This is a genomic window from Serratia sp. 14-2641, from assembly GCF_001692375.1.
GTDB classification, from domain to species: domain Bacteria; phylum Pseudomonadota; class Gammaproteobacteria; order Enterobacterales; family Enterobacteriaceae; genus Chania; species Chania fonticola_C.
This window is the reverse complement of record NZ_LXKR01000073.1, coordinates 1-4,734: the sequence shown is the minus strand read 5'-3', so window position 1 is coordinate 4,734 and position 4,734 is coordinate 1. Positions and strand designations below refer to the sequence as shown.

Below are 4,734 nucleotides of genomic sequence, written 5' to 3'. Positions count from 1 at the left end.
GCAGGAGATTTACTCTGGACGAAATATGCCGTAGACGAGGTGATGCCTGCTACCTGACATTCGCAGGCATCAATTTGCTTGGTGCACTGAAGAAATCAGTCATAGCTGATATTAAACAGTACCGCACTCTTCACTTTTCCGGGGGTTGCGCGCCCGGTTGCATAATACTCATAGCCGATATCACACTGGCTCCGGTTATCGACAATAACGGCACAGCCAACGCGTGGGCCAGTGCGTAAATCCAGCGGCTTGTCATTCATCAGAAGCCTGATTTCGACGTTTTCGGCCTCGCCGTTCAGCGTATTGACCAGGTTGCCGGTATCCGGACTGACCGACGGCCCATTTCCCAGCGTAATATAGGGTGTGTAACCATTGGTACAATGTACCCCACCGATATGGATACTGCCTAGCGAACGGCCATGAGTCATACCGGCTGCGCGTAGGCTCCCCACTGAGACCTGCGGCATCATCCAGTCGTAGTCCTTATGTTGTTGCCCCTCGACGCTGTCAAAATAACAGGTCGCGAGCTTAATGGAGCCAGTGACGTTCAGTATGCCAGTAGAGGCGGCCTCAACGCTGTTACCGCAGCAAATCAACACCAGCAGAGACAGTATTCTCTGCGTATTCCTTATCTTCATTCACCGCTCCCGATCATTGATAGGTGATCATAAACTCTATTTGGGCATCAGCCCTGCCCGCCCGGATAGGGGTTGAGGTTTGAACATAAGTCGCCTTGACGCCCAGGCTGTAATCGCTGCCTCGGTCCTCAAGGAAGGTGATGTAATTTGCCAGATTGATGCTCTGGTTGAATTTGGCCCATTGGTAGTTGCCGTTTTCCTGCCGGAAGCTCAGTTGGACACCTACCCCTGAGGCTGCGTCACCGGCGGTGGTATTCAGTTTCGAGATCCCGCGTTCGGCATCAATAAATCCGTTGCGCGGTGTCAGCTTGAGGCTGATAACGTTGGGCTTGAACACGCCGTAAGAGGTTGAACCATAGAAGGCGGGGCAACCCGACAGCACAATCTGGGTCTCGGCGCTGCCTGCCGTGCTACCGATACCGTTGAACTCATCGGGATAGTGTTCCCCGAGCGGCAGGTAATAATTGTTGCCAACATTGCAGGTCGCTGGGATCGCCGTCAGGTTGCCCACTATCCTTGCTTGTTGATAGACAAAACTTTCACCATTGCCATCGAATGAGGTTTTGAACCTGGGGAGATCGCTGCTGCTAATCGTTCCGCTGCCGATGTTGGCGGCTATTTTAATTATTGCAATATTAAAACTGACTGCGGCATCATCCTGACCGGTAAAGTTGAAAACGCTGTCGCTGCTGGGTGAAAAGAAGGCAGTAAGCCTACCTGGGAGCTGAAGATGGGAGCCGCTGTTACCATCGGGGGTACCTTGCCACAGGGCTACCCCGATGCCAGAAATATTGGTATTGAACACCGTGGGAAACGTCGCGTCACGGTAACTGGATTGGCCATGGGGGGCAGTGATTACGGTGTTAACCAGATCATAAACCCCCGCGCGACACAGCAGACTGGCGCCGTTGCCATTGGTCTGGATACGTTGGGAATAGATCACACTGCCGATGGGAAGATCCTCTCCCACGGTAACAGAGCCGCCGATGGTCAACCGGGTATCAAGCGGAGCTTTGACTGCGGAGGAGCTATCCCAATCACAACCCGCACTTGCTGCGAGCGCATTCTGCGCATACAGGCCGCCGCAGAGCATCAGTGATATCGCCGTTGCTGAGGCGAATATTCTTTTCATGTTGTTTCTCATTTCGTGTGGGCACTTCGTCATTGGCAGACGCCTTGAATCAACTGCCTGCTCTCTTCAGCGGTGCCTGGCTGCAGCGAATAATGGATGCTGCAATGCTCTGCCTGACTATCCCCCCATCTCACCTGCAACATACCTTTCAGGTCGAGATCGCGTGCCACCACCAGGCTGGCTTGGCCGACAACCCCTACGGCGTTGTTTCGCGCATCATAGACGTTGGCGGCGAAGGGCAGTGGGCTACCGTCCGGTCGCTTGGCTCTGATGTAGGTCACCTTGCCGCGTTTGGTTTCATAATCAAGCAGGACCAATGCACCAGCGCGGGGGGCGGTGGTATTGCGGGTAGACAGTAACTCTACGTCCTGTGAACTGCCCTTGGGATCGATATCGACCTGATTAAGATAGTAGGGCCGCAGGTAAGGGACGATGGCATAGCCAAAACGGTCGATCTGAACGCCGGGAGCGCCGGTGACGAGAGCGCCTTCAGCACCGGGTGCCCGTACCAGACCGCCTGTTTCGCCAAGTGATTGCCCTAAAGTGATACCGCCACGGTGGGCCACCAGAGCACCATCCATGCTTGCTGAAACCTGCCGGTTTCCCTGCCCATAGCTATAGTTTGCGCCCATATGGGCAAGGGATGAGCGGTAGCCAACGCCACCGTTGAAAAAGTTGCTATTGCCTTCAGTATTACGGCTGGTGCTGACGACATAGTTAAACTGATTCTGTTCACCCGCATTGCCCGACAGGCCAATCAGGCCCGTGCTCCCCTTGTTGTCGGTAGTGCCGGTAACATTAAGCGTTGGCGCATGGAGGTTCGAGCCTAGCGGTAACGAGAGCGTCAACGCGTATTGGGTTTCCCGCCGATTCGCCATTATCTCTTCTGTATTTCCTGTGAGTTGCCCGCTTAGCGTTCGATTGACCGAGAGGGTATAGCTGAGATTGCGCCAGAAGTTGCTATAGCCTATCTGCAGGCTCTGTTGCGAACTGCTCTGGTTCCAGTAAGAGGTATGATTGCCGGTGGCATACAGGCTTCCCCAGCCTTCTCCCAACTGCTGGTTGACCGAAAGCGTAAACAGGCTGCGTTGACGGCCATAGGCATCGATATTTCCATTACGTAGGGCCAGATCGCGCAGCTGCACAGCGTCATTTAAGCTCAGGAAACCGTCGGTTGAGTAACGATAAGCGGCCACTGAGAAGCTGGTTTGTGTTTCTGGATACATCTGGCTGAAGCCGATACGATAGCTTTGCCCTGAACGCGGGGGCTGGCCGGGCAACCGGGTTTTTGCTTGGGTGACATCCAAAGAGAAGGCGCCGATAAACGTGTTCATAGCGCCACCCAATAAGGCCGAAAAGTATCCTTTGCTGGCGGTGGCGCCGGTGTAGCCGGTAATGAAATTACTCAGGCCCAACTGGTAGGTCAGGCTGCCAAATTCAGGCTTGTTTGCCAACCCATCACTATTCACTTTACCTGCAGCCACTTCGTAGCGGCTTATCCCTGGCCGCAACATTTGAGTCACTGAAGCATAAGGAACCGTGAAGGTTCTGACTTGGCCATTGGCCTCTTCTACTTGTACGGTCAATTCCCCTCCATAGCTGGTGGGGTAGAGATCGTTGATCTCGAAAGGCCCCGGAGATACCGTAGTGGTATAGAGCGTGTAACCATTCTGAGTAATGATCACTCTGGCATTGGTATTGGCTATGCCACGTACTACGGGGGCGTAGCCACGTAGGGCGTCAGGTAGCATGCGGTCATCAGAATAAAGTCTGGCCCCGCGGAAACGTACGCCGTCAAACAGTTCGCCACTGGTAAAGGCGTCACCCAGGATCAATTGAGATTGCAGCGCGGTAACATCGCGGCTGATATAGGAAGATGTGCTTTTGTAATCCCCGCCACTCTCTCCCGAGGACCAATTGATGCTGCCGTTATTTCGCACGCGCCAAGGGCCGAAATTCAGACCGTTACGCAGCCCTAGATAGCCGTAGGTGTTGCTGTTTTCCCGCTGTCTTGACTGATAAACGTTGGCGTTGTAGTTCACTATCAAGGCGGTTAAGCCATCCTCCCACAGCTCGGGATTGACATAGCCACGCGGTGTCCTGTTGAGCAGCAACTGCGGTATCGTCAACGTCAGCTTTTGCTCTCCGACATCAAAGCTGACGGTGGCCCCGGGTAGGAGGTCACTGAATGAACCGCAATAGCCCTCTTGCACTAATGGCGCCAATTGCACGGCAGGGGTCTGAGTCAACAGTTTCTCTGCGCTCAAATTGAGCAACGAGAAGAAACTGCCTGGATAGCAGGGAAGGGTTTGCAGATTATTGCCCGGCTGGGCCTTAAACTGGATTTTTTCATTGCCGATCCGTTGGCCGTTAAGCTCGATCGCCACGGTGTAGATACCAGGAACAACGACGTTACTGCGGCTGAATTGGGCCGGATCGAATGTTCCGACCTTACCGCCAGGGAAAAAACTGGGGTCGAATGTCACTTCTTCCGGCGTGTCTGCCGCATAGCTGGAAGTGGCCGAAACCATGGCACATGAAAGAAACCACGTCAGCACGGTTTTTATTGTCGGTTTACACCTAGTCATAGCATCCTTGATGACTCAGATAAGCCAATACTACTGAAAAAGGGTTATGTCAGCGGCCTAACGGGTATATTTTTTCAATAAATGCCCCATAGTCATTAATCGCCTTGGTGATTACGCTATTTGGTGGCGCCGCAACAGCCTTGTTATCGCGTTTTAGTTGAAAGGTTTGTTCAGAGAAGGGCGCGATCATGCCGCCATCAGTGCCAGCTACCGAGGCGATGCCATAGCCAGATAACTGCACGGAGGCATAGCTGATATGGTATGGCGTGGGATTTTTAGCGAGCAATTTTTCCCCTTGCCGTTGCCAACTCACCTTATCCATGGTTTCCAGTGACAGCCCTGGCAACGTTGAGGGGCGGTAAAATACCTTCAGGCG

General features: G+C 53.5%; 3 protein-coding genes and 1 pseudogene. All 4 read right to left on the bottom strand.

The genetic code is table 11. The annotated features are described in order from the left end of the window. Positions 1 to 95: 95 nt before the first annotated feature. Entirely contained in the window at positions 96 to 638 is a 543-nt protein-coding gene (locus A6U95_RS23475) for a type 1 fimbrial protein (protein ID WP_138106254.1), read from the bottom strand. Between the two features lie 13 nt (positions 639 to 651). Beyond that, entirely contained in the window at positions 652 to 1,770 is a 1,119-nt protein-coding gene (locus tag A6U95_RS23470) for a fimbrial protein (protein ID WP_158006238.1), read from the bottom strand. Between the two features lie 29 nt (positions 1,771 to 1,799). Then, positions 1,800 to 4,358 carry a fimbria/pilus outer membrane usher protein gene (locus A6U95_RS23465; RefSeq protein WP_065686253.1) on the bottom strand — a complete coding sequence of 853 codons (2,559 nt, stop codon included), beginning with the start codon at positions 4,356 to 4,358 and terminating at the stop codon, positions 1,800 to 1,802. 49 nt (positions 4,359 to 4,407) lie between these two features. After that, a pseudogene (locus tag A6U95_RS23460) lies at positions 4,408 to 4,734 on the bottom strand (molecular chaperone); the annotation flags it as partial.

What these genes read in the sequence shown, in the direction of transcription:
- A6U95_RS23465 (WP_065686253.1), bottom strand. Translation starts at nt 4,358, where the DNA reads ATGACTAGGTGTAAACCGACAATAAAAACCGTGCTGACGTGGTTTCTT.
- A6U95_RS23475 (WP_138106254.1), bottom strand. Translation starts at nt 638, where the DNA reads ATGAAGATAAGGAATACGCAGAGAATACTGTCTCTGCTGGTGTTGATT.
- A6U95_RS23470 (WP_158006238.1), bottom strand. Translation starts at nt 1,770, where the DNA reads ATGAAAAGAATATTCGCCTCAGCAACGGCGATATCACTGATGCTCTGC.